This window comes from Streptomyces sp. DH10, assembly GCF_029813805.1.
Lineage (GTDB): Bacteria > Actinomycetota > Actinomycetes > Streptomycetales > Streptomycetaceae > Streptomyces > Streptomyces coeruleofuscus.
Genome location: NZ_JARVKU010000005.1, coordinates 185,830 through 209,590, shown reverse-complemented (window position 1 = coordinate 209,590; position 23,761 = coordinate 185,830). Strand labels below are relative to the sequence as shown.

Here is a 23,761-nt window from a genome sequence, read left to right as displayed (position 1 = left end):
GCCGCCACGGACAGGGCCCTCTCCAGCGACGGCAGAACGGGGTGTCAGATCTCCCGCCAGGCCTCCAGCGCGAGCCCCGGTTCGTCCTTGCGGCGGGTGAGCAGCAGCTTCCCGGTCGACGGGGAGAGGGAGGCCGCGACGACCTCGTCGTGCTCGTCGAGCGCCAGCGACACCGTGGCGTCGGCGGGCAGTTGGGGGCCCGACTCGGTCCACCAGGCCCCGGCGGACTCCAGTTCGGTCGGATAGGCGGCGAAGGCGACCCGGCCGCTCGACGACCGCTGGGCGAGCACGGTGCAGTCGTGCCCCTCGATCTCACAGCGCACGGCGGACACGGGCCCCGGCCCGGCGGCGGCGATGAGCGTCACCGGCTTCTCCCCCGGGCGCCAGGCGCACAGGTCGCCGGAGACGTCCGTGAAGAAGAGGGTGGTGTGCTCGGCGGACGTGGAAAGGGCCCGGAGCGTCCCGGCCCGCACCGCCGCATCCACGCCCTCGGTCCGCACCGGCGTCTTTCCGTGTTCCTCCTGCCGCCAGTGCACGATCCCGCCCGGCCCGGACGCGTACACCTCGACCATCCCCGACTCGCCCGTGACTGCGGCCAGCTGCCCCTCGACGTCGTGCCCCTCCAGGTCCTGCCAGGGCCCCCAGCCGCCCTTCACCTTCTGGTTGCGCAGGCTCACCCCGCCGCCGTTGTTGCGGACGAAGACGTAGGCACGCCCCGCGGAGTCCACGGCGACGGCCGGCGGGCCCGTCCGGTCGCCCTTCTTGTCAGGGTGGCCGATCGGGATCCAGTCCAGGGGCGCGAGCCGGGGCCGGAAGTGGGTGGAGTGCACGAGTCCGGACTCGCCCGGCACGGTGGGCCGCCAGGCGGCCAGATGGGCGTAGCCGTCGGACCCCTGGCCGACCGCGACACCCGGGTGCAGCTTCTGGGTGCCGCCGACGGTGCGGGGTGCGTCCCAGGAGCCGGCGGGGCCGCGTTCCGCACGGCACAGGACGGCGTCGCCGGAGGGCAGGTAGACGGTGAGGCGGCCGTCGCGGCCGCGGATGAGCCAGTCGCCGTTCACCAGTTCACTTTACGCGGGCGGGGTGGCCGGCCGCCGCGCCCGCCCCCTGCCTGGCCGAGATCCGCCGTGCGACCCTGACCACATGAACAGCAACGCTCCCCTGCTTGTCGTCGTCGACGCCGCGAACGTCGTCGGGTCGGTGCCCGACGGCTGGTGGCGCGACCGGAGGGGAGCGGCGGAGCGGTTGCGGGACCGGTTGGCGTCGGACGGAGTGCCGGGGGTGGACGGGCCGGTGGAGATCGTGCTCGTGGTGGAGGGGGCGGCGCGGGGGGTGGAGTCCGTGCCCGGGGTGCGGGTGGAGTCGGCGGCGGGCAGTGGGGACGACCACATCGTGGACGTGGTCGCCGGGGCGGGCGCGCGTCCGGTGCTGGTGGTCACGGCGGACCGGGAGCTACGGAGGCGGGTCGGGGAGCTGGGGGCGGAGGTGACGGGACCGCGGGCGGTACGGCCGTAAGTGCGGGGGCGTTTCTGCCGGGGCGGGCTGTGTCGCAACCCCGGCGTTGCGGGGTGCCGCCAACTGCTGCCGGGGCGAGGTGGGTCCGCAGCCCGGCGGAACGGGGTGCCGCTGCGCCCACCCGTGCCGCCCCCAGCGGCACGACTGCCCGCAGCTCACCTACGCGCACCCCCACCGAAGCCGCACAGGCCGCCGCAGGCACCCCGCCCGACCGCCGGAGGCTAGAGCGTCTGCTCGGGCCTGGTTTCCTCGCCCTTCGCGAGGCGGCTGTGTGTGCGGCCGTACAGGAAGTACACGACGAACCCGGCGGCCATCCAGATGCCGAACCGCACCCAGGTCTCGGCGGGCAGGTTGATCATCAGCCACAGCGAGGCGCACACCGACAGGATCGGGATGACCGGCACCCACGGGGTGCGGAAGGACCGGGGCAGGTCGGGACGGGTCCGACGCAGGATGACCACGCCGATCGCGACGACCACGAAGGCGAACAGCGTGCCGATGTTCACCAGGGCGGCGAGCTCCGTCAGCGGAGTGAAGCCGGCCAGGATCGCGATGACCACACCGAGCAGGATGGTCGGCCGGTGGGGGGTCTTGAAGCGGGGGTGGACGCGGGAGAAGAAGCGGGGCAGCAGCCCGTCCCGGCTCATCGCGAAGAACACCCGGGTCTGCCCGAGCAGCAGGATCATGCACACCGTCGTCAGACCGACCGCGGCGCCGAAGCTGATGAACCCCGCGTACCAGGGATGCCCGGTGGCCTTGAACGCGTCTGCGAGCGGCGCGTCGACGGACAGCCGGCTGTAGTGCTGCATACCGGTCACGACGATCGACACGGCGACGTACAGGGCTGTGCAGATGAAGAGCGAGCCGAGGATGCCGCGCGGCATGTCGCGCTGCGGGTTCCGGGTCTCCTCCGCCGCCGTGGCCACGACGTCGAAGCCGATGAACGCGAAGAACACGACGGAGGCGGCGGTGAAGATGCCCATCACACCGAAGTTGGAGGGCGCCCAGCCGAACATGAGCTGGATCAGCGGGGAGTCGAGACTGGCCCCGGCCTCCACGGGCTTCTCCTTCGGGATGAACGGGTCGTAGTTCTCACCCTTGATGAGGAACGCGCCCGCGATGATCACAACGAGGACGACCGTCACCTTGATGGCGACGACGATCGACGTGATCCGCGCCGACAGCTTCATGCCGAGTACGAGGATGCCGGTGAGGACGAGGACGAGCGCGGCGGCGAGGAGGTCGAAGCCGAAGACGTCGGAGCCCTCTCTGCTGCCCAGGGCCGCGGGCATCGCCCAGCCCGCGTTGTCCATGAGCGACTGGATGTAGCCGGACCAGCCGACGGCCACCACCGCCGTACCGAGTGCGAACTCCAGGACCAGGTCCCAGCCGATGATCCAGGCGGACAGTTCACCGAGGGAGGCGTACGAGAACGTGTAGGCGGACCCGGCGACCGGGACCGTGGACGCGAACTCGGCGTAACAGAGCGCGGCCAGGGCGCAGGCGACGCCGGCCGCGACGAACGCCAGAGCCGTCGCGGGCCCGGCGTTGTTCTTCGCGACTGTTCCGGTGAGGACGAAGATGCCGGTGCCGATGATCACGCCGACACCGAAGACGGTCAGATCCAGCGCGGACAAGGATTTCTTGAGCGCGTGCTCTGGCTCCTCGGTGTCGAGGATGGACTGCTCGACCTTCTTCGTCCGGAAGAGGGTACTGCTCACGGGGTACCTCCCACGCTTGTCGTCCTCGACATGATCGAGAGGGGGCACCATCCGTATGCCCCGGCACGGACGAATTCACGCCAATGGGCCGGTTCCACCACCCTTCACGGTGGTCGAACCGGCCCATTCAGCGGTGTCAGTCGCGCGCGGGTTCCACGGAGTCGACGGCGTCGGCCGCGGAGCGCTCGTACCGGCCGTCCAGCTTGGCGACCAGCCCGGTCACCTGCCGGGCGATGTCCGGTGCCGTGAGGCCGATCTCGGCCATGACCTCGGCGCGCGAGGCGTGGTCGAGGAAGCGCGGCGGGATGCCGAAGTCGCGCAGCGGCACGTCGACGCCCGCGTCGCGCAGCGCCTGCGCGATCGCCGAACCGACACCACCGACCCGGCTGTTGTCCTCGACGGTGACGACCACGCGGTGCCGCTCGGCGAGCGGGGCCATGGCCTCGTCGACGGGTTTGACCCAGCGCGGGTCGACGACGGTGGCGGAGATGCCCTGCTTGTCGAGCAGACCGGCGATCTCCAGGCACATCGGCGCGAGGGCGCCGACGGAGACCAGCAGCACGTCGGGCCGGTCGGTGCCGGGCTCGCGCAGCACGTCCATGCCGCCGACCCGGCCCACGGCGGGAACGGCGGGACCGACGGCGCCCTTGGAGAAGCGGACCACGGTCGGCGCGTCGTCGACCGCGACGGCCTCGCGCAACTGGGCGCGGACCTGGTCCGCGTCACGCGGCGCGGCCAGCCGCAGCCCCGGTACGACCTGGAGGATCGACATGTCCCACATGCCGTTGTGGGACGCCCCGTCGGTGCCGGTGACACCGGCCCGGTCCAGGACGAAGGTCACGCCGCACTTGTGCAGGGCGACGTCCATCAGCACCTGGTCGAAGGCGCGGTTGAGGAAGGTGGCGTACACCGCGAACACCGGGTGCACACCGCCCGTCGCCAGGCCTGCGGCCGACACGGCGCCGTGCTGCTCCGCGATGCCGACGTCGTAGACCCGTTCGGGGAAACGCTTGGCGAACTTGTCGAGGCCCACCGGCTGGAGCATGGCGGCGGTGATGGCGACGATGTCCTCGCGCTCCTCGCCGAGTTTGACCATCTCCTCGCCGAACACGGACGTCCAGTCGGCGCCGGAGGAGGCGATCGGCAGGCCCGTGTCGGGGTGGATCTTGCCGACGGCGTGGAAGCGGTCGGCCTCGTCCTGGAGGGCGGGCTGGTAGCCGCGGCCCTTCTCGGTGAGGCAGTGCACGATGACCGGCCCGCCGAACCGCTTGGCCCGCGCGAGCGCGGACTCCAGGGCCTCCAGGTCGTGTCCGTCGATCGGGCCGACGTACTTCAGGCCGAGATCCTCGAACATGCCCTGCGGGGCGATGAAGTCCTTCAGGCCCTTCTTGGCGCCGTGCAGGGTGTCGTAGAGCGGCCGCCCGACGACGGGGGTGCGCTCCAGGACCTCCTTGGTGCGGGCGAGGAACCGCTCGTAGCCGTCCGTCGTCCGCAGCGTCGCGAGGTGGTTGGCGAGACCGCCGATCGTCGGCGCGTAGGACCGCTCGTTGTCGTTGACGACGATGACGAGGGGCCGGTCCTTGGCGTCGGCGATGTTGTTCAGCGCCTCCCAGGCCATGCCGCCGGTCAGCGCGCCGTCACCGATCACGGCGACGACGTGGCTGTCGCGCTCGAGCAGCTCGTTGGCCTTGGCGATGCCGTCGGCCCAGCCGAGGACGGTCGAGGCGTGCGAGTTCTCGATGATGTCGTGCTCGGACTCGGCCTGCGAGGGGTAGCCGGACAGGCCGCCCTTCATCTTCAGTTTGGAGAAGTCCTGACGGCCGGTGAGCAGTTTGTGCACGTAGGACTGGTGTCCGGTGTCCCAGAGCACCTTGTCCTTGGGCGATTCGAAGACCCGGTGCAGGGCGATGGTGAGCTCCACCACGCCGAGGTTGGGGCCGAGGTGACCGCCGGTCTTGGAGACCGCTTCGACAAGGAAGGTCCGGATCTCCTCCGCCAGCTGGTTCAGCTCCTCCAGGCTGAGCCGGTCCAGATCGCGCGGTCCCCTGATACGGGTCAGCAGCGGCACCCGTGCCTCCTTGCAGTAGAGCTGTTGCCGGGCTTGTCGAGTCTAATGTTCCGCCTTCGCGGGCGGCGCCGAGGCCATGCGTCGTACGTCACGCGTTCGGCTGTACCCAAGTTGTGCCACACCTACGACATGACTGTGCCCGGCACCCCCAGGGGCACCGGGCACAAAGCCGAAATGCTACGCGCGGCCCGCGGTCTTCTGCGTCTTGCGCGTCACCGCGTCGATCACCACCGTGGCCAGCAGCACACCACCGGTGATCATGTACTGCACCGGAGAGGCGATGCCCTCCAGGGCGAGCCCGTACTGGATCGACACGATCACCAGCACACCGAGCAGCGCGTTCCACGTCCGCCCGCGACCGCCGAACAGTGACGTACCGCCGATCACCGCGGCGGCGATCGCGTTCATCAGCAGGTCACCGCCACCGGCGCCCTGGTTGGCCGCGGCGATCTTCGACGCGATGAACAGGCCGCCGACCGCCGCGAACGTCCCGGAGATCGCGAAGACCGAGATCCGGACCATCTCCACGTTGATACCGGCCCGGCGCGACGCCTCGACGCTGCCGCCGAGCGCGAACACCTTCCGCCCGTACGCCGTGCGCCGCAGCACGAAGTCCGTGACCAGCAGCACCACGATGAAGATCACCACGGCCAGCGGCAGGCCCTTGTACTGGTTGAAGACGATGGCGACGGCGAACGCGACGACGGCCAGCAGCACCGTCCGCACGATGGTCTCGCTCAGCGGCCGCGACGGCACCCCGGCGGCCTCCCGGCGCCGGTTGCCGAGGAAGGAGCTGAGGAAGAACCCGGCGGTCACCACGGCGGCCAGGCCGTACGCGGCGGCCACGTCGGAGAAGTAGTAGCTGGTCAGCTGGGCCACGACCCCGTCCGGGTCGAGGTTGATCGTGCCGTTGTCACCCAGGATCTGGAGCATGAAGCCGTTCCAGAACAGCAGTCCGGCCAGGGTGACGGCGAACGCGGGGACGCCGATCTTCGCGAAGAAGAAGCCGTGCAGCGCACCGGCGACCGTGCCGGTGACGATGGCCAGCAGGAAGGCGAGCCACTCGTTCATGCCGTTGGTGACGTTCAGCACGGCGAAGCTCGCACCCGCCACACCGCTGACCGAGCCGACCGACAGGTCGATCTCACCCAGCAGCAGCACGAACACGATGCCGACGGCGATCATGCCCGTGCCGACCATGGCGACGGACATGTCGGACAGGTTGCCCGCGGTGAGGAAGTTGGAGTTCAGGCTCGTGAAGATGATCCAGATGATCGCCAGGCCGATGACGACCGGGATGGAGCCCAGGTCACCGGACTTCATCTTGCGCTTGAACTCGGTGACGTAGCCGGCGAGGCCCTGCTCGCGCACCAGCAGCCGGGGGTCGACGACCGTGACGGCGGCCTTGGCCGCCTCGGGGTTCTCCACGACGTGGTCTTCGGGGGCTCCCGTGGCCGCGGAGGTCTTGTCGATGCTCACTTGGAAACCTCCCCGTTCGTGCGCGCCGCACGGCGGGTCACGGCGTTGTCGGTGGCGCCGGTGATGGCGGAGATGATCTCTTCCTGCGAGGTCGACTTGACCTCGAAGATGCCGTTGTTGCGCCCGAGGCGCAGTACGGCGACCTTGTCCGCGACGGCCTTGACGTCAGCCATGTTGTGGCTGATGAGGATCACGGCGTGGCCGCGCTCGCGCAGCCGCTCGACCAGGTCGAGGACCTGCGCGGTCTGCTCGACGCCGAGGGCGGCCGTGGGCTCGTCGAGGATGACCAGCTTGGGCTCGCCGAGCATGGACCGGGCGATGGCCACGGTCTGGCGCTGACCGCCGGAGAGCGAGGCGATCGGGATGCGGACGCTGGGGATGCGGATCGACAGCGTGTCGAGGAGCTCGCGCGAGCGGCGCTCCATCTCCACCTCGTCCAGGACACCGCGCTTGCGGATCTCCCGGCCCAGGTAGAGGTTGCCGACGACGTCGATGTTGTCGCACAGCGCGAGGTCCTGGTAGACGGTCGCGATGCCCAGGTTCTGGGCGTCGTGCGGTTTGTTGATCTGGACGGACCTGCCGTCCCATTCGATGACGCCCTCATCGATGGGGTGAACGCCGGCGATCGTCTTGACCAGCGTGGACTTTCCGGCTCCGTTGTCGCCGACCAGGGCGACCACCTCACCGGCGTGGACCTCAAGCTCTACGTCGGTGAGCGCCTGTACGGCACCGAACCGCTTGGAGACCCCGCGCAACGCCAGCACGGGCGTAGCGGACACGTGAACCATCTCCTTCGCCGCCTGACCCGGCGGGAGGTTGTGCAGAAGTGTGGGAGGAGTGATCACTCCGGCGCCCCGCGGAGCTTGCGGGGCTGATGTGGCGGGGCGCCGGAGGAACTCGGGGCAGCTGGTCCCGTACGGGGGTCACGGGAGTCCGGACACGGACTCCCGTACTCCCTCAGGGGACCTGGCGACTGCTTGCGTTGAGACCGATCGCCTGCTTGAGGCCGGTCCCGATCGCCTACTTGAGGCCGATCTTGTCGCAGGCGGCCTTGTACTTGCCGGAGCAGATCTCGCTCACGGTGTAGATGCCGTCCTTGATGACGGTGTCGTTGATGTTGTCCTTGGTCAGCGAGACGACCGGGACCAGGACGGACGGGATGGCCTTGGTGGTCGGGCTGTCGACCTTGTCCTTGGCGATCGAGTCGAGCGACTTGCCCTGGGCGAGGGCGACGGCCATCTCGGCCGCGACGTCCGCCTCCTGCGGGTAGGGCTTGTAGACGCTCATGTACTGCTCACCGGTGACGATGCGCTGCACGCCCGCGAGCTCGGCGTCCTGGCCGGTGACCGGGATGTCGGCGATGCCGGCGGCCTTCAGGGCGGTGATGATGCCGCCCGCCATGCCGTCGTTGGCGGAGTACACGCCGACGATCTTGTCCTTGCCGAGGGCGGAGATGGCGCCCTCCATGTTGGAGTTGGCGTTCTCCGGCTTCCACTCCTTGGTGTCGTACTCGCGGCCGATCTTCACCTTGCCGTCGAGGACGGAGTGCGCGCCCTTCTTGAACTGGGCGGCGTTCGGGTCGGTGGACGACCCGTTCATCATGACGATCTGGCCGTCCTTGGCCTTGTCGCCCAGGGCCTTCAGCAGGGCCTCGCCCTGGGTCTTGCCGACGGTCTCGTTGTCGAACGAGGTGTAGGCGTCGATCGGGCCCTCGGCCAGGCGGTCGTAGGCGACGACGGGGATGCCCGCGTCCTTGGCCTTCTTCACCGAGCCGGCGATGGCCTTGGAGTCCACCGCGTCCACGATCAGCACGTCGACCTTGTTGGTCACCATCGTGTCGACCTGCTGGTTCTGCGTGCTGGCGTCCTGCTTGGCGTTGGCGTAGACGACCTCGCCCTTGCCGTTGGTGAGCTCCTTGACCTTCTCCTCGATGAGGGGCCGGTCGAACTTCTCGTAACGGGCGGTCGCGTTCTCCGGAAGGAGCAGGCCGACCTTGATGTCGTCGCCCTTCTTGGCGGACCCGGTGGAGTCGGCGCTGTCGCCCGACTCCTTGGCGCTGCCACAGGCAGCAAGCGAAACGGCCATCGCACCGGCGGCAATCGCAACGGCGGCGCGACGCATACGCGTGTTCACTTCAGAAACCTCCCTGACGAGGCCGCGACATTGCGGCCGAGGTGGCTGGAAGTCAACTCGGCCACACGTGCGACGTCAAGAAGTAAATCCTTAACGAGATGGCAACGGTGCCATCCGTTCTCTAAGTGAAGGCAGGGGTCGCCGCCTCCAGCGCCCCTACGGCAGTGCCGTCCAAAAGTGTCGAATCGCCCATCTCGCTGAGGGCCAGCGCGAGCGCTCCGAGCACCTCCGCACGGCCGCCGAGAGCCCCGGGGAGAACGGAAAGCTGGCGTGCCGCGCTGGGAATGGCGTAGCGGCCCACGGACTCCCGGATCGGCCCGAGCACCAGCTCACCGGCCTCGGCGAGATCACCGCCGAGCACCACGCGGCTCGGGTTCAGCAGGTTGCAGAGATTGGCGACTCCACTGCCGATGTGGCGGCCGACGTCGGCGATCACCCGACGGCAGCCCGGGTCTCCGTCCCGCGCGAGCCGCACGACGCCTTCCATCGTCAGGTCGGTGCCGTGGCTGGACTGGAGGAGCGGGAGCACGTAGCGCGCGGCCGCGAAGGTCTCCAGGCAGCCGCGGTTTCCGCAGCGGCAGACGGGGCCGGATTCGTCGAGTGTAATATGTCCGATTTCTCCGGCGGTACCGCCCGGACCGCGGTAGATCTTGCCGTTGATCACCAAACCCGCGCCGACACCGCTGGCGACCTTGATGTACGCCAGGTCGCGCACGCCGCGGCCGCTGCCCCAGACCATCTCGCCGAGGGCACCGAGGTTGGCGTCGTTGTCCACGTGCACGGGTACGCCGAGGCGGCCGTGGAGCTCCTCGGCGGGCTTGGTCCCCGTCCAGCCGGGCAGGATCGCGGTCGAGCCGAGGGTGCCGGACTCGACGTCGATGGGGCCGGGCACGCCGAGGCCGACGCCGGCGATCTTGGTACGGTCGACGCCGGTGGCCTCGATCAAGCGGCTGACCAGCTGTTCCGCCCGGTCGAAGCCCTGGGTGGACGAGGCGTCGACGTCGAGTGGCTCGGACTCCTCGGCTAGCACCTGATGGGCGAGGTTGCCGATGGCGACGCGGAGGTGGGTGTGCCCGAAGTCGACCCCTATGACGATGCCGGCGTCCCCGCTGAGGGACACGCTGCGGGCCCTGCGGCCGCCCGCCGAGGTGGGTGTGACCTCGACCGTGCCGCCTTCCTTCAACTCCCGGACGATGTTGGACACCGTCGCGGCGGACAGGCCCGTCGTCCGCGCGATCTCGGCCTGGGTGAGGGAGCCCGCCAGGCGCACGGCTCGTACGACCCGCTCCAGGTTGGCTCGGTGCAGCGACGACTGCGACCCCGGAGTCTCCACGACGACCTCCTGCGCGCGGGGCCGCTTCTATGAGGCCCCGTCCATGTCCAACTAGTGAACTCTAAGCTGAGCTGTTCGGGTTGCCTCCCGTCAAGAGGTTGAACCGATTCGAGGTGTGTGCATGTGGTTGCGGAGGGCTACGTGTACCTCCGGTGGTCGGGCGGGGTGCCTGCGGCGGCCTGTATGGGTTTGTGGGGGCTTGTGTCGCGCCTTCGCGGTGGTGGGGGGTCGGGGCCGCGCCGGGGGGTGTCCGTCCTCGGAACGGCGCGATGGGGTCGGACGCCGGCTGACCGTCCGTTGACGCGCCAACCGCTGCGGGCGGACACCCCCCGACACGGCCCCTTCTCGCCGTAGGCGGCGTGCGGGCGCGTCGTGACTCAGCTGCCGCAGGCCGCCCTAGGACCTGTCGTTTGGATCACGCCGCAGACGCGGGGTCTGGCACGCACATCTGCGGCGTTGTCGTCGGTTGCCGACGCTCCGCGTCGACGCCCTCCTCCGCCTTGCAGCTGCACGCACCAGACCCCGCTCACCGGCGCTGATCAGCGCTGTCGGTTCCCTGCGACCTGATCCAAACGACAGGCCCTAGCTGCGGGCAGTCGTGCCGCTGCACCCACCCGTGCCGCCCCAGCGGCACCCCGCAACGCCGGGCTGCGGACCCACCCGGCAGTCGTTACTTCAGCGCACCCGCCGTCAAGCCCTGCACCACCTGGCGCTGGAAGATGATGTACGCCGCGAGGACCGGGAGCATCGCCATCACGAGGCCCGCGAAGAGGCCCGACCAGTCGCCCTTGTAGCCCTGGCTGACCGCCAGTTGGACGAGGCCCTGGGTGAGGACGCGCTTGTCGGGGTCGGTGTTCAGGACCGTGGGCAGCATGTACTGGTTCCACTGGCCCAGGAAGTTGAAGATGCCGACGCTGACCAGGCCGGGCTTGGCCATGGGGAGCATGATCTGGAAGAACGTACGGCTGTGGGAGGCCCCGTCGACGAAGGCCGCCTCGGCGATCGAGGTCGGCAGCGTGCGGAAGAACGCCGTCAGGAAGAACACCGTGAAGGGCAGGGAGTAGGCGATGTAGACGAGGATCAGGCCGTGGATGGTGTTCAGCAGGCCCATGTTGTTCACGACGTAGAACAGCGGGACCAGCGCGAGCATGATCGGGAAGCTCATGCCGCCGATGAACAGGTAGTAGATGAAGCGGTTGCCCGGGAAGTCGAACCGGGCCAGGACATAGGCCGCCATGGAGCCGAGGACGAGCGTGCCGATGAGGGAACCGCCGACCACGAGGACCGTGTTGAGGAAGTAGTCGCTCATGTTGGCCTCGGTCCACGCCCGCGACCAGTTGTCGAAGTGCAGCGTGTCCGGCAGCGACCAGGGCGAGGAGAAGATCGAGCGGTCGTCCTTGAAGGACGTCATGACCGCCCACAGCAGCGGCATCACCACCATGAACGCCCAGAGGACGAGGATGCCGTGGGAGAAGGCGTTGAGGACCGTGCCCTCCTTCTTCTCCTTCGGGGGCCGGGGCGGTGACGTGTCCGTCTTGGTGATCGGCGCGCCGGACTCGGCCGGGAGGGGAGCGGGGGTTTCGGTCGTCTTCATCTGATCAGTACTCCAGCCGCTCGCGACGGCCCAGCCGCATCACCACGGCGGCGAAGGCCAGCGTGACGACGAGCAGGGCGACACCGATGGTCGTGGCGTAGGCGGCCTGCCCGTCACGGAACGCCTTCTGGTACACGTACAGGACCATGACGGTGGTCGAGTAGTCGGGACCGCCCGGCCCGGTCGTCATGATCTGCACGACCGCGAACGACTCGGCGCCCAGGGCGAGGATGCCCATGTAGACCCAGCCCGACTGCACGGTGTCCCAGAGCAGGGGCAGGGTGACGCGGAAGAACGTGGTGACCCGGTTCGCGCCGTCCAGGAGCGCCGCCTCGTACATCTCCGCCGGGATGGAGGCCATGCCGGCGGAGAAGAGCACCACGAAGAAGCCGACCGTGGACCAGACGAGCACCGCCATCACGGCCCACAGCGCCAGGTCGGGGTCGCCGAGCCACAGGGGCTGGACCTCGTCGAGGCCGATCCCGCGCAGGACCGAGTTGATCGCGCCGCTGTCCGGGTTGTACGCGAACGCGAACAGCAGCGCGACGATGGCGATCGAGAGGACCTGCGGGAAGAAGTAGACGATCTTGTAGAAGGAGGAGCCGCGGACGCCGGAAACGACCGGGCCGTTCTTCCTCTTTCTGCCGCCGACATTGATCATGAAGGCGAAGAACAGTGCCAGGCCGATCGTCACGACCGGCAGCAGGAGCGCGAACAGCAGGCTGTGCTGCAACGACTTCCAGAAGATCTCGTCGTCGAGCATCCGGCTGTAGTTGTCGAAACCGACCATCTTGAATTCGGGACTCAGGCCGGTCCAGTCCGTGAACGAGTAGTAAATGGACTGGATGAACGGCCAGATCACGAAGAGCGCGTACAGTCCCAGGGGCAGCGCGAGGAAGCCCACGATGAACCGGTACTTGCCGTGCTGCATCGCCACTCCGGTGCCGTTGCGGAAATTGGGTTTCCGGTGCCGTTACTGGTGCTTGTAGTGCTTGATCGAGTCGTCCTTGGCGACCTCGTCGGCATAGGCCTGGATCTTCTTGATGGCCTCGGCCGGGGCGAGGCGGCCGGCCATCATCTCGCCCAGGCCGGAGACGCCGATCTTCTCCTTCTGCAACTGGACATACCAGTCCTGGAGGCGTGGATTCACCACGTTCTCGCCCGCCTTGTCCAATGCCGCGACACCCGATTTCAGACCGGGGGTGAGGGCGATACCGTCGGTGCCGCCGTTGTACGCGGTCAGCGACTTCACCTTGCCGGTGAAGTTCTTCGAGGACGCCTCACTGAGCATGATGCGCAGTTGCTCCATGCCGCCCTCGGCGTTCTTCGCCTTGGACGGGACGATGAAGGGCTCGCCGCCGGAGGCCCAGATGGTGCCGAAGGGCAGCTTGTCGGAGGAATCGATTCCGGTGGGCGCGGAGACCGCCAGGCCGAAGTCCTCCGGGATGACGTTGGCCGACTCGTTCTCCACCCAGGAGCCGTTCGGGATGAACAGCGCCTTGCCCTGGGCCCACGCGGTCTGCGACTGGATGTGGTCCAGGCCCGGGGTGCCCTTGAGGACGTAGCCCTTCTTGTAGAGCTCGTAGTACGCGTCGAAGCAGGCCTTGACGGCCGGGTGCTTCCAGGCGTTCGGCTCCAGGTTGTCGATGGCGTCGAGGACCTCGCGGCCGCCGACCTTGCCGATCATCGGGTAGAGCGAGAAGGGGAGGTAGTACGGGTATTTGCCCGCGTATGTCCAGCCCGCCATGCCCTTCTTCTTGGCCTTCTCGCAGACCGCGAGCATCTGGTCCCAGGTCTCCGGGTACTGCTCGTCGAGCGAGTCCAGGGCCTTCTGCGAGTACCAGACGCCGTAGACCGTGTAGGCGTAGTAGAGGATCCAGACCTTCTCGCCGTCGAACTGGCCCATCTCGACGATGCCGGGGCGCAGCGTGTCACGGACCTTCTTGTTCGGGTCGTCGTAGGAGGGCGCGTCCAGCAGCGGGGTGAGGTCGGTGAGCTGGTCCTTGCCGACCAGGACGCCCATGTCCATCTGCTCGGCGCCGGAGTTGTCGATGAGGTCCGGCGGGGTGCCCTGGTTGAAGCGGGGCTGGAGGGTGGACTGGATCTTCTGGGTGGCGGAGAACTTCACCTTCGCCTGGGGGAAGTTCTTCTCGTAGATCTTCACGGCGTCCTCGGCGTACTCCTTGCCGAAACCGCCGTCGAACAGGACGAATTCCATGCCCGCGGTGTCGTTGACGCCGAGCGGGTTCTTCGCGGTCTTCTTGCCGGCCTTGGCCTTGTCCCCGCTGTCGTTCCCGCCGCTGCTGGCGCAGGCGGACAGGAAGCTCATCGTGGGAACGGAGATCAGCCCGAGCGCGGCGGACCTTTTGATCAGATCACGGCGGCCGACACCCTCGGTGCCGCGGTTCTCGGCGGAAGTGGATCCCATGCTCAAGTCCTCGCCTTCTCCAGGACTCAGGCGGTGAACCGGATCCTTCCGGCACCGCGATCGGGTCAAGCTGGGTCGTGCAGGGAAGTGCGGGTGGTGACGTGCGGATCGTGTGAAGCGTGCGACAGGTATAGTCCACTTCCCGCCAGCGGATCAAGATCGAACACAGGGTTGGCCGTGGGTCTTATCCGAGTTGAGACCTGGCGGAAAGTCAGGTGCTCCGTCTGTTTCTCGGCGGAAATATCCCGGTCATCACCCCCGAACGCCACAAGCAACACCCTTGACACCCCCGGCCACTTGGGCAACTACTGGTCCTTGCGCCTCGAAGTTGACAACGTTGTCCACTGCGCAGGGAGGGTACCCGTAGATGCTGCGGAAAGCTCGGCACAGATGGGGTTCGGCGGTCGTGTCGGCGACCGCCTTCGCTTTGGCCCTGGGGTCCCAGGGCGTTGCGGTCGCACTGCCCGAAGCCCCCGAGAAGACCGACCGGAGGTTCGCGTCCTCGTTCGAGGCGGACGACCCGGTTCCGGACTGGTTGAACACCGTCGACACGGGTCCCGACGGCGGCAAACGCGCCTCGGGCGTCGACGGCGGCTACAGCAGTGGCATACCGGGCAATGTGACCGACCACGTCACCGACGTCCGGGCCGACGGTGAGAACACGGGCGGGGGCGAGGTGAAGGAGAACCTCGTCGACGGCGAGCCCAGCTCCAAGTGGCTCACCTTCGAACCCACCGGCTGGGTGGAGTTCGACCTGGACAAGCCGGTCAAACTGGTGCGATACGCACTGACATCGGCCAACGACCACGACGAGCGCGACCCGAAGGACTGGACCCTGAAGGGCTCCTCCGACGGCAAGGAGTGGAAGACGCTCGACACCCGCTCCGGTGAGTCCTTCTCCGAACGGTTCCAGACCAAGACGTACGACCTGGCGGAACCGGCCGAGTACCGGCACTTCCGGCTCGACGTCACGGGCAACAACGGCGGCGACATCCTCCAGCTCGCCGACATCCAGTTCTCCACGGGCGGCAGCGACGGGCCCGTCCCGCAGGACATGCTCTCCCTGGTCGACCGGGGCCCGACCGGCTCCCCCACCGCCAAGGCGGGCGCCGGGTTCACCGGAAAGCGGGCCCTGCGTTACGCCGGCCGGCACACCGCCGACGGACGTGCGTACTCGTACAACAAGGTCTTCGACGTGAACGTGGCCGTCGGCCGGGACACGCGGCTGGCCTATCGCATCTTCCCGTCGATGGCGGACGGCGACCTCGACTACGACGCGACGAACGTCTCCGTCGACCTCGCCTTCACCGACGGCACCCACCTGAGCGACCTGAGGGCGACGGACCAGCACGGCTTCCCGCTGACCCCGCGGGGGCAGGGCGCGGCGAAGATCCTCTACGTCAACCAGTGGAACAACGTGGTCGCGCGGATCGGGTCGGTGGCGGCCGGGAAGACCGTGGACCGCGTCCTGGTGGCGTACGACTCCCCCAAGGGCCCGGCGAAGTTCCGGGGCTGGCTGGACGACGTGACCATCGAGTCCGTCGCCCCCGAGCGGCCGAAGGCGCATCTGTCCGACTACGCGGTCACGACGCGCGGCACCAACTCCAGCGGCGGCTTCTCTCGGGGCAACAACTTCCCGGCGACGGCGGTGCCGCACGGCTTCAACTTCTGGACGCCGGTGACCAACGCGGGCTCGCTGAGCTGGCTGTACGACTACGCGCGGGCCAACAACGCGGACAACCTGCCGACGATCCAGGCGTTCAGCGCGAGCCACGAGCCGAGCCCCTGGATGGGTGACCGGCAGACCTTCCAGGTGATGCCGTCGGCCGCCTCCGGCACCCCGGACACCGGCCGGGAGGCCCGCGAGCTGGCCTTCCGGCACGAGAACGAGACCGCGCGGCCGTACTACTACGGGGTGCGGTTCGAGAACGGGCTGAAGGCCGAGATGGCGCCGACCGACCACGCGGCGGCCCTTCGCTTCACCTACCCGGGCGACGACGCGAGTGTCCTTTTCGACAACGTGACGGATCAGGCGGGCCTGACTCTCGACAAGGAGAACGGGATCGTCACCGGCTACTCGGACGTGAAGTCCGGCCTGTCGACGGGCGCGACCCGGCTGTTCGTCCACGGCGAGTTCGACAAGCCGGTGACCGAGGGCTCGTCGTCCGGCGTCAAGGGCCACCTCCGCTTCGAGGCCGACGACCGGACCGTCACCCTGCGCCTGGCGACCTCGCTCATCAGCGTCGACCAGGCGAAGGACAACCTCCGCCAGGAGATCCCGGACGGCACCTCCTTCGAGGCGGTGAAGCGGAACGCCCAGCGGCAGTGGGACCGGCTGCTCGGCAAGGTGGAGGTCGAGGGCGCCACCCCCGACCAGCTCACGACGCTGTACTCCAGCCTGTACCGGCTGTACCTGTACCCGAACTCCGGTTTCGAGAAGGTCGGCGGGAAGTACCAGTACGCCTCGCCCTTCTCCCCCATGCCGAACCCGGACACTCCGACGCACACCGGCGCGAAGATCGTCGACGGCAAGGTGTACGTCAACAACGGCTTCTGGGACACCTACCGGACGACCTGGCCGGCGTACTCGTTCCTCACGCCCGGCAGGGCGGGCGAGCTGGTCGACGGTTTCGTGCAGCAGTACAAGGACGGCGGCTGGACCTCGCGCTGGTCCTCCCCCGGCTACGCGGACCTCATGACCGGCACCTCCTCGGACGTGGCGTTCGCGGACGCATACGTCAAGGGCGTCGGCTTCGACGCGAAGGCGGCGTACGACGCGGCCGTGAAGAACGCCACGGTCGTACCCCCGAACCCGGGCGTCGGCCGCAAGGGCATGGCCACCTCCCCCTTCCTCGGCTACACGAGCACCGAGACCCACGAGGGCCTGTCCTGGGCGCTGGAGGGCTACCTCAACGACTACGGCATCTCCCGCATGGGACGGAAGCTGTACGAGGAGACCGGTGAGCGCCGCTACAAGGAGGAGTCGGAGTACTTCCTGGACCGGGCCCGGGACTATGTGAACCTCTTCGATCCGAAGGCCGGGTTCTTCCAGGGCCGCGACGCCAAGGGCGACTGGCGGGTCGAGTCCGCGAAGTACGACCCGCGGGTATGGGGACACGACTACACCGAGACCAATGGCTGGGGGTACGCGTTCACCGCCCCGCAGGACAGCCGGGGCCTGGCCAACCTGTACGGCGGCCGGAAGGGTCTCGCCGACAAGCTCGACGCGTACTTCTCCACGCCCGAGACCGCCTCCCCCGAGTTCGTCGGTTCCTACGGCGGTGTCATCCACGAGATGACCGAGGCGCGGGACGTGCGGATGGGCATGTACGGGCACTCCAACCAGGTCGCCCACCACGCGATCTACATGTACGACGCGGCCGGACAGCCCTGGAAGGCGCAGGAGAAGGTCCGCGAGGTGCTGTCCCGGCTCTACACCGGCAGCGAGATCGGGCAGGGGTACCACGGTGACGAGGACAACGGCGAGCAGTCGGCCTGGTACCTGTTCTCCGCGCTCGGCTTCTATCCGCTGGTGATGGGCAGCGGCGAGTACGCGATCGGCTCCCCGCTGTTCAAGAAGGCGACCGTCCATCTGGAGAACGGACGCGAGCTGGTGGTGAAGGCGCCGGAGAACAGCGCGCGGAACGTGTACGTGCAGGGGCTGAAGGTCAACGGCCGGACTTGGACGAAGACCTCACTGCCCCACTCGCTGGTCGCCAAGGGCGGGGTCCTGGAGTTCGACATGGGTCCGCGGCCGTCGTCCTGGGGCACGGGCCGGCACGCGGCACCGGTGTCGATCACCCAGGACGACGAGGTGCCGGCGCCCCGCACGGACGTGCTCGATGGTGAGGGCGCCCTGTTCGACGACACGTCGGCGACGGACGCGGCTGTGACGTCGGTGGACCTGCCGGTCTCCGAACCCGCCGGGCCGGTCCAGTACACGCTGACGTCGTCCTCGGACCGTGCGAAGGCGCCGAGCGGCTGGACGCTCCAGGGCTCCTCCGACGGCACCACCTGGCGGACGCTGGACCGGCGCTCCGGGGAGTCCTTCGCCTGGGACAGGCAGACACGCGCGTTCAGCGTGAGGTCACCGGGTACGTACGAGAAGTACCGCCTGGTCCTCGACGGCGAGGGCACGCTGGCGGAGGTCGAACTGCTCTCCTGAGCAATCGAGTTGGGGGTCAGATGCCGCTTCCCGTGCCCGCCCTGCCCGAGGGTGTCGACCCGGCCTGGCTGCCGCCCGCCGCCTTCCGGGCGGTCGGCCGCCGGCGGACGCTGATCCGTGGACCGGGTCCCCTGGCGGAGACGGTGCAGGGGGAAGTGGCGGAGGCCTGCCGGCGGTTCGGGGGCCGGGTCGTGCGCGACGCCCATCCGGGCGAGGCCGCGTACGACCTGGTCCTCGACCTCGGTGCCGACGGCCTCGGTGCCCACGGTCTCGGCGAAGAGGGCTTCACCTGCGCGCGTGAGGACGGCACGACGACCGTCACGGCCTCCGGCGGACGGGGACTGCTGTACGGGCTGTTCCACGTCGTACGGCTCGGCGAGGCGGCGTTCACCGGCGGGTGGGCGCGGGAGACGCATCGCCCCGCCCTCGCCCTGCGCATGCTCGACCACTGGGACAACGTCGCCGTGCACCCGGTGATGGGCCAGGTGGAGCGCGGTTACGCGGGCGGCTCGCTGTTCTGGGAGGACGGGCGGGCGCGCGGTGACCTGGAGCGGGTGCGGGCGTACGGCAGGCTGCTGGCGGCGTGCGGGGTCAACGCGGTCGCCGTCAACAACGTCAACGTGCACGAGACCGAGGCGCACCTGCTGACCGACCGGATCGGCGAAGTCGCCGCGATCGCCGACGTGTTGCGGCCCTATGGGATCCGTGCACACCTGTCCGTGTCCTTCGCCGCGCCGGTGGTGCTCGGCGGGCTCCCCACGGCCGATCCGCTGGACGAGGCGGTGCGGGGCTGGTGGGCCGTGGCGACACGTCGGGTGTACGAGGCGATCCCCGACTTCGGCGGGTACGTGGTGAAGGCGGACTCGGAGGGTCAGCCGGGCCCGTTCGCGTACGGCCGCACGCACGCGGACGGAGCGAACCTGCTGGCAGCCGCGCTCGGACCGTACGGCGGCACCGTCCACTGGCGGGCCTTCGTCTACGACCACCGCCAGGACTGGCGGGACCGCACGACGGACCGGGCCCGGGCCGCGTACGACCACTTCGTGCCGCTGGACGGCGAGTTCGCGCAGAACGCCGTGCTCCAGGTGAAGCACGGGCCGATGGACTTCCAGGTGCGCGAGCCGGTCTCGCCGCTGATCGGCGCGATGCCGCACACCCGGCTGGCGGTGGAGTTGCAGGTCACCCAGGAGTACACCGGACAGCAGCGGCACGTCTGCTGGCTGGGTCCGATGTGGAGCGAGGTGCTGCGCTTCCGGCACGGACCGGAGTCGTCCGTGGGGGAACGGGCGCGGGGCGGGCTGATCGCGGTGTCCAACGCCGGCGACGACCCGTTCTGGACCGGGCATCCCCTCGCCCAGGCCAACCTGTACACCTTCGGACGGCTGGCGTGGCGGCCGGACGCCGAGCCGCGTGACGTGCTCGACGAGTGGATCGGGCTGACCTTCCCGGAGGCTCCGGAGCGCTTGTCGGACGGGCTGCACGCGGTGCTCGACGGCTCGTGGCGGACGTACGAGAAGTACACCGCTCCGCTCGGCGTGGGCTGGATGGTGCAGCCGGGCCACCACTACGGGCCGAGCGTCGACGGGTACGAGTACAGCCCGTGGGGCACCTACCACTTCGCCGACCGGGACGGCATCGGCGTCGACCGCAGCGTGGCGAGCGGGACCGGGTACGCCGGGCAGTACGCCGAGCCGTGGGCCGGGCTGTACGAGTCGCCGGACACCTGCCCCGACGAGCTGCTGCTGTTCTTCCACCATGTGCCCTACGGCCATCCGCTGAAGAGCGGGAAGACCGTGATCCAGCACATCTACGACACGCACTTCGAGGGGGTGGAGGAGGTCGAGGAGGCCCGTCGCGTGTGGGCGGGTCTGGCGGACCTGGTCGACCCGGCGCGCCACGCGCGGGTGGCGGAGCGGTACGAGGAGCAGCTCCGCAGCGCCCGCGAGTGGCGCGACCAGATCAACAGCTACTTCTTCCGCAAGTCGGGGGTGCCGGACGAGCGGGGGCGCCGGATCCACTGAGAGCGCGCGACTCTACTGAAGGATCGCGACGCCCAGAGGGTCGAGGACCAGGGGTTCGCCCTGCTCGACCCGTTTGCCGGTGAGCAGGTCGGTGGCCGTGGTGTGGGCGGTCAGGCGGGCCGGTTCGGGGGCGTGGTTGAGGAGGAAGAGGAGGGGGGTGCCGTCGGGGGTGACACGGGTGGCGGTCTCCACCGCGGGGTGGTCGGCGTAGGGGCCGAGCAGGTCGTGGCGGGCCAGGATCCGGCGGACGACCTGGTCGACGCCCGGCTGGTCGAGGGCGGTGGCGACGTACCAGCCCTCGCCGTCGCCGAAGCGGTTGCGGGTGACGGCGGGGGTGCCGGCGTAGAAGTCGGTGCCGTAGGTGGCGAACGGTTCGGCGCCGCGTGGGAGGACGATCTCGAAGACGAGCCGTGCCTCGGCGGTCAGTTCGGGGACGGGTTGGGTGAACTCCGGTGGGCGGGCGTCCCATTCGTCCACGCGGATGCCCATCAGAGGGGCGAGCGGGCCGGGGACGTCGGTGAGGAAGGCACGGTCGTGCTCGTCGACCCGGCCGGAGAGGAAGGTGGTCAGGACCGTGCCGCCGCGTGCGGCGACTTCTTCCAGGCGGGTGGCGAGGTCGCCCTTGACCATGTGGAGGGCGGGGGCGAGCACCACGTCGTAGGGCGTGAGGCCGGCGGTCTGCGGGATCACGTCCACGTCGGCGCCGGCCTCGCGGGCGGCCCGGTAGTAGGCGTGGACCACGTCCGGGTACTTGACCAGCCGGGACGGGCCGTCGGAGATCTCCAGGGCCCACCAGCTGTCCCAGTCGAAGAGGAGGGCGGTGCGGGCCGGGGTGCGGGCGCCGAGGGTCCGGTCGCCCAGGGACTCCAACTCCCGGCCCAGTTCGGCCACTTCGCGGAAGACGCGGGTGTCGTCGCGGCCCGCGTGGCCGATGACGGCCCCGTGGTACTTCTCGCAGGCGCCTCGTGAGGCGCGCATCTGGAAGTAGAGGGCGGCGTCCGCGCCGTGGGCGATGGCCTGGAAGGTGGCGAGGCGGAGTTCACCGGGTCGCCGCAACGGGTTGACGTCACGGCAGGCCGTCGTCGACGGGGTCTGCTCCATCAGCCAGAAGGGGGCGCCGTCCTTCAGGCCGCGCATCAGGTCGTGGGCGAGGGCGGGCCGGGTCGGCGGGGCGTCGAGGGGCGGGTAGTTGTCCCAGGAGGCGAAGTCGAGGTGGGGCGCCCAGCGGTGGTAGTCGAGGGGGCGAAAGGTGCCCATGAAGTTGGTGGTGACGGGGGTGTCCGGGTCGTGGGCGCGGATCACCTCCTTCTCGGCCAGGAAGCAGCCGAGGAGGGCGTCGGTGGTGAAGCGGAACCAGTCGAGGGTGATGCCCTGGAAAGCGGTGTGGTCGGGGCCACGCCAGTGTTCGGTGAGGGCGTTGGGCGGCTCGATCTGGTCCCAGTCGGTGTAGCGGTGCGACCAGAAGGTCGTCCACCAGGCGTCGTTGAGGGCGTCGAGGGTGCCGTGCCGGTCGCGGAGCCACTCGCGGAACGCCTCGGCGCACAGCTCGCAGTAACAGGCGCCGCCGTACTCGTTGTTGATGTGCCAGGCGAGCAGGGCGGGATGGTCGGCGTACCGCTCGGCGAGGCGGGAGGCCAGCGCGGTGGCGTGTTCGCGGTACGCCGGTGAGCTGGGGCAGAAGTTGTGGCGCTGACCGTAGCGGTGGCGGCGGCCCTCGAAGTCGGTGCGGTTGACCTCGGGGTGCCGTTTGGCGAGCCAGGGCGGGAGGGCGGCGGTGCCGGTGGCCAGGCAGATCTGGCGTCCCTCGGCGGCGGCACGGTCCAGGATGCGGTCCAGGACCGCGAAGTCGTAGGTGTCCGGGGCCGGTTGGGTGAGGGACCAGGTGAACACGCCGACGGTGAGGGTGTCGATGCCGGCCCGGGTGAACAGGCGGTGGTCGTCGTCCCGGACGGTCTCGGGCCACTGCTCGGGGTTGTAGTCACCGCCGTACGGGATCTTCGGCGTGCGGGGCGCGGTCATGCCGTGAAGTCCTCCTGGGTCTCGGTGATCACCGTGCGGCTGCCGTGCAGCAGGGACAGCAGCAGCGGGGCGGCCAGCAGGGCGGGCAGGGCCTCGGTCAGCAGGGCCGTCATCGCTGCCGCCAGGACGAGCAGGGAGGCGGCGGCGAGGGTGGCGCGGCCGTGCCGGAACAGGAAGTACCCGGCGAGGCGGGCGGTGTCCCGGGCGCGGAAGGCGAACAGCGAGGTGAGGACGAGGGCGTGCGCGCCCCAGAGGAGGGAGCCCGCGCCCGTGACCACGAGCAGGACCGCCCACCAGCCGGGCAGACCCGTGGCCGAGAAGTGAGTGAGGGTGAAGGCGATGACGGTCAGCCAGGCCAGCAGGGGTGTCCACAGCTTCAGCGCCGGTACGGCGTTGAGCCGCCAGCCGCGCAGGTAGGCACGGGCCGGGTGCAGTTCGGTGAGGTCGCGGCTGCGGTGGTGGAGGGCGTAGAGGGCGGCGGACAGGGCCGGTCCGAGGGGCAGCAGGCACAGGGCCGCGAGGGGCAGGTTGGCGGGGTCGGGGCCCAGCAGGAGCAGTCCGGCCAGGCCCGGGGAGGCGGCGAGGAGCAGCAGCGCTTCGACGGTGAGGACGGTGTGGATCAGTGCGGAGGCGCGGGAGAGGGAACCGGTGCCGAAGTCGGAGGCGCGTGCGGTGCTCATGCCGCCCCCCGGCCGGACAGGCGCCACTCGTCCCACCAGGGCGGGGTCTCGTCGGCGACCGGGGTGAGCTCGACGAGGGTGACCTCGTGGCGGCCCAGGGGCAGGAGCGGGGGCGGACAGACGCGGTCGGCGTCGGCGGTCAGTCGCCGGTGGGTGCGCGCGGGCTCGGCGGAGCCCCGGACCTCGCGACGCAAGGCCACACCGACACCGCCGACGTCAGCAACCGACCACCGACAGGCAGGCGCAGGCTCGGCGGAGCCCCGGACCTCGCGACGCAAGGCCACACCGACACCGCCGACGTCAGCAGCCGACCGCCGACAGGTGCGCGCGGGCTCGGCGGAGCCCCGGACCTCGCGACGCAAGGCCACACCGACGCGGCCGACGTCAGCAGCCGACCGCCGACAGGCAGGCGCAGGCTCGGCGGAGCCCCGGACCTCGCGACGCAAGGCCACACCGACGCGGCCGACGTCAACAGCCGACCGCCGACAGGCAGGCGCAGGCTCGGCGGAGCCCCGGACCTCGCGACGCAAGGCCACACCGACGCGGCCGACGTCAGCAGCCGGCCGCCGACAGGTACGCGCGGGCTCGGCGGAGCCCCGGACCTC

General features: G+C 69.6%; 16 protein-coding genes. 3 read left to right on the top strand and 13 right to left on the bottom strand.

Features of this window, described 5'->3' with window-relative positions; genetic code table 11:
* Nucleotides 1-44: 44 nt before the first annotated feature.
* Nucleotides 45-1,061 (bottom strand): hypothetical protein, encoded by a 1,017-nt coding sequence (locus tag QC385_RS12715; RefSeq protein ID WP_279541402.1) that lies wholly within the window; start codon nt 1,059-1,061, stop codon nt 45-47.
* Between the two features lie 82 nt (nt 1,062-1,143).
* Between QC385_RS12715 and QC385_RS12710 the strand changes: the two genes are divergently transcribed.
* A complete protein-coding gene (locus QC385_RS12710; RefSeq protein WP_279541401.1) occupies nt 1,144-1,515 on the top strand; it encodes an NTP pyrophosphohydrolase in 372 nt (123 codons plus the stop codon).
* Nucleotides 1,516-1,736: 221 nt separating this feature from the next.
* Here QC385_RS12710 and QC385_RS12705 read toward each other — a convergent pair whose 3' ends face one another.
* From QC385_RS12705 to ngcE, 9 genes are all read right to left on the bottom strand, one after another.
* Nucleotides 1,737-3,236, bottom strand: coding sequence for an amino acid permease (locus tag QC385_RS12705; protein ID WP_279541400.1), 1,500 nt, complete (start codon nt 3,234-3,236; stop codon nt 1,737-1,739).
* Nucleotides 3,237-3,372: 136 nt separating this feature from the next.
* Nucleotides 3,373-5,304: a 1-deoxy-D-xylulose-5-phosphate synthase gene (gene dxs / locus QC385_RS12700; protein ID WP_279541399.1), complete on the bottom strand. Its 1,932-nt coding sequence runs from the start codon at nt 5,302-5,304 to the stop codon at nt 3,373-3,375.
* A 177-nt stretch (nt 5,305-5,481) separates the two neighbouring features.
* A complete protein-coding gene (locus tag QC385_RS12695) occupies nt 5,482-6,783 on the bottom strand; it encodes a sugar ABC transporter permease (RefSeq protein WP_086854988.1) in 1,302 nt (433 codons plus the stop codon).
* On the bottom strand, nt 6,780-7,571 hold the full coding sequence (locus QC385_RS12690) for an ATP-binding cassette domain-containing protein (RefSeq protein ID WP_059420691.1): 792 nt from the start codon (nt 7,569-7,571) through the stop codon (nt 6,780-6,782). Before QC385_RS12690 ends, QC385_RS12695 begins: the two co-directional genes overlap by 4 nt.
* Before the next feature lie 232 nt (nt 7,572-7,803).
* The gene (locus tag QC385_RS12685; RefSeq protein ID WP_279541645.1) at nt 7,804-8,904 is read right to left on the bottom strand and encodes an ABC transporter substrate-binding protein; all 1,101 of its coding nucleotides are present in this window, start codon (nt 8,902-8,904) and stop codon (nt 7,804-7,806) included.
* A 133-nt stretch (nt 8,905-9,037) separates the two neighbouring features.
* Nucleotides 9,038-10,249, bottom strand: coding sequence for an ROK family transcriptional regulator (locus tag QC385_RS12680; protein ID WP_279541398.1), 1,212 nt, complete (start codon nt 10,247-10,249; stop codon nt 9,038-9,040).
* 670 nt (nt 10,250-10,919) lie between these two features.
* On the bottom strand, nt 10,920-11,843 hold the full coding sequence (locus QC385_RS12675) for a carbohydrate ABC transporter permease (RefSeq protein ID WP_279541397.1): 924 nt from the start codon (nt 11,841-11,843) through the stop codon (nt 10,920-10,922).
* Between the two features lie 4 nt (nt 11,844-11,847).
* Complete coding sequence (locus QC385_RS12670) at nt 11,848-12,774, bottom strand: carbohydrate ABC transporter permease (protein WP_279541396.1); 927 nt, start codon at nt 12,772-12,774, stop codon at nt 11,848-11,850.
* A 42-nt stretch (nt 12,775-12,816) separates the two neighbouring features.
* Complete coding sequence (ngcE, locus tag QC385_RS12665) at nt 12,817-14,271, bottom strand: N-acetylglucosamine/diacetylchitobiose ABC transporter substrate-binding protein (protein ID WP_279541395.1); 1,455 nt, start codon at nt 14,269-14,271, stop codon at nt 12,817-12,819.
* A gap of 367 nt (nt 14,272-14,638) precedes the next feature.
* On the opposite strand from ngcE, the gene QC385_RS12660 reads away from it, so the two are divergent.
* Complete coding sequence (locus QC385_RS12660) at nt 14,639-18,436, top strand: GH92 family glycosyl hydrolase (RefSeq protein WP_279541394.1); 3,798 nt, start codon at nt 14,639-14,641, stop codon at nt 18,434-18,436.
* A gap of 20 nt (nt 18,437-18,456) precedes the next feature.
* Nucleotides 18,457-20,457, top strand: a complete 2,001-nt coding sequence (locus tag QC385_RS12655) for an alpha-glucuronidase (protein ID WP_279541393.1) — start codon at nt 18,457-18,459, stop codon at nt 20,455-20,457.
* A gap of 12 nt (nt 20,458-20,469) precedes the next feature.
* On the opposite strand, the gene QC385_RS12650 is transcribed toward QC385_RS12655, so the two are convergent.
* The 3 genes from QC385_RS12650 to QC385_RS12640 are packed head-to-tail and all read right to left on the bottom strand — an operon-like array spanning nt 20,470 to nt 23,356.
* A complete protein-coding gene (locus QC385_RS12650; protein ID WP_279541392.1) occupies nt 20,470-22,476 on the bottom strand; it encodes a beta-galactosidase in 2,007 nt (668 codons plus the stop codon).
* Nucleotides 22,473-23,156 (bottom strand): hypothetical protein, encoded by a 684-nt coding sequence (locus tag QC385_RS12645; RefSeq protein WP_279541391.1) that lies wholly within the window; start codon nt 23,154-23,156, stop codon nt 22,473-22,475. The genes QC385_RS12650 and QC385_RS12645 overlap by 4 nt, the downstream gene beginning before the upstream one ends.
* Nucleotides 23,153-23,356, bottom strand: a complete 204-nt coding sequence (locus QC385_RS12640; RefSeq protein WP_279541390.1) for a hypothetical protein — start codon at nt 23,354-23,356, stop codon at nt 23,153-23,155. The genes QC385_RS12645 and QC385_RS12640 overlap by 4 nt, the downstream gene beginning before the upstream one ends.
* Nucleotides 23,357-23,761: the final 405 nt, after the last annotated feature.

Bases quoted from the DNA above. Each gene is read 5' to 3' on its own strand.
- QC385_RS12710 (WP_279541401.1), top strand. From the start codon at position 1,144: ATGAACAGCAACGCTCCCCTGCTTGTCGTCGTCGACGCCGCGAACGTC.
- QC385_RS12690 (WP_059420691.1), bottom strand. From the start codon at position 7,571: ATGGTTCACGTGTCCGCTACGCCCGTGCTGGCGTTGCGCGGGGTCTCC.
- QC385_RS12685 (WP_279541645.1), bottom strand. From the start codon at position 8,904: ATGCGTCGCGCCGCCGTTGCGATTGCCGCCGGTGCGATGGCCGTTTCG.
- QC385_RS12675 (WP_279541397.1), bottom strand. From the start codon at position 11,843: ATGAAGACGACCGAAACCCCCGCTCCCCTCCCGGCCGAGTCCGGCGCG.
- QC385_RS12670 (WP_279541396.1), bottom strand. From the start codon at position 12,774: ATGCAGCACGGCAAGTACCGGTTCATCGTGGGCTTCCTCGCGCTGCCC.
- ngcE (WP_279541395.1), bottom strand. From the start codon at position 14,271: ATGGGATCCACTTCCGCCGAGAACCGCGGCACCGAGGGTGTCGGCCGC.
- QC385_RS12660 (WP_279541394.1), top strand. From the start codon at position 14,639: ATGCTGCGGAAAGCTCGGCACAGATGGGGTTCGGCGGTCGTGTCGGCG.
- QC385_RS12655 (WP_279541393.1), top strand. From the start codon at position 18,457: ATGCCGCTTCCCGTGCCCGCCCTGCCCGAGGGTGTCGACCCGGCCTGG.
- QC385_RS12650 (WP_279541392.1), bottom strand. From the start codon at position 22,476: ATGACCGCGCCCCGCACGCCGAAGATCCCGTACGGCGGTGACTACAAC.
- QC385_RS12645 (WP_279541391.1), bottom strand. From the start codon at position 23,156: ATGAGCACCGCACGCGCCTCCGACTTCGGCACCGGTTCCCTCTCCCGC.